This window comes from Tissierella sp. (genome assembly GCF_032104385.1).
GTDB lineage: Bacteria > Bacillota > Clostridia > Tissierellales > Tissierellaceae > Tissierella.
On the sequence record NZ_DAMCHJ010000010.1, the window covers coordinates 1 to 1553 of the forward strand.

At 35.0% G+C, this 1553-nt stretch carries 1 protein-coding gene and 1 pseudogene; both read right to left on the minus strand.

Features of this window, described 5'->3' with window-relative positions; translation table 11 throughout:
• A pseudogene (locus tag RT714_RS10545) lies at nt 1–197 on the minus strand (glycine/sarcosine/betaine reductase complex selenoprotein A); the annotation flags it as partial.
• Between the two features lie 77 nt (nt 198–274).
• On the minus strand, nt 275–1553 hold a 1279-nt coding region (locus RT714_RS10550; protein WP_313757533.1), incomplete at its 5' end, for a glycine/sarcosine/betaine reductase component B subunit.

Genomic DNA, 1553 nt, shown 5'->3' on the forward strand with positions numbered 1-1553 from the left:
TATTTTTCAGTTAAATCTTTAACCCTTTTTTGATTTTCTAAGTCCATTGCGCCTGCAGCCGTTCAGACAAAACATTCTGTTGCTGAAAATACTACTTCTGCAGGAGTGGTCTTTATGCATTCTTCCATAGCTGGTCCTGGTATACCATCTCTGTCACCAATAATGATAACTTTTGTGTTTTCATTAAAAATTGACATCTTGCCACTTCCTTTCTTTTTTATATTCTCTTAATCTTTTGTATTATATTTTAATTTAAATACATATATTTATATAATTAGAATCCTCTAGCGGACATTTTGTTAAATCCAACTTCATTAGTTGCACCTGTTATAGCTTGGATCTCAACTGTAATAGTACCATCAACTGCTAAACTTCCGTCAAATCCACCTGCTATAATATCAACATAATCTAAAGTACCGATTACTTTATCCATCTTTGGTAATACTATTATTTCGTTAGCATTACCACCTGTAACTACTGCGTTAGCTGAAGCATCAGCATCTGCAAGGGATTGGCTGGCACCATCTCTACCTGCATATTCATCAGTAATTATTACAGTGTCAATACCTTTAGCTTCTATTTTCTTAGTATTCATTATAAGGTCAGTATCTGGGTTACCAAAACCTTCTTGTGAAACTATAACTCCATCAAGTCCTAGGTATTCAGCAAGTTTAGCTGTCCAGTTTGATGATCTTTCTTTATCAGCTAAATAAACGTTTTCGTTTGTGATTATAACACCTACGAAGTTAAGTGTTTTTCCGTGAACTGCCAAAAGGTCATGAATAACTGGATTATTCATTTGATGATAAGTTGTATTCTTATCACAAGCAGATACACAGTTACCACTTACAATTGCACCATCCATAATTTCAGTTGGATACATTATAGTTGGTACTATTTGTTTAGCATCTACTCCATATACATAAGTGTCATGAAGTAATCCTTGAGTTTGAAGCATTTGAACATATCCTACTTTTGGAAGGTTAGGGTATTTTTCAATTCCTTTTAAGAATGGATCTACTTCATATACTTCTACTGTATCTGGTGTCATTGATTTTGCAGTTTCTGCAACATAAGCTGCCGCCTTAAACCCTGCGAATCTTACTGCTCTTTCATGATCATGTTGTTTTAATCCTTCTACAGGTTCACATTTTAATACTAAGTTTATTGTTTTGGAGAATGGAGTAAACTCTGCTCCAGGTCCTGTCATATCTACAATACCTTCTTGGAAACCAACGATTTTACCAGTTGTCATTACAGCACAACCTTTTAATACATTAGTTTTTCCTGAACCTACAACATCAACCTTTGATAATATTCCTGGGAAAACACCTCCTGGACCTTCCACCTTCACTCTTGGTTCTACTACGTCCTTAACAGGTGTAATTCTAACACTTTCACCAGGTTTTGCAATATCTACGTCTACTGATGCAAGGTGCTCATCCTCTTTTATCAAGTTAATCAATTCTTCCTTGTTAACTGTTAGCACCCCTTTTTCAAGTTTGGTTTCATTACCAAATTGAACATCTTTAATTAGCACATGGCCTAATTCC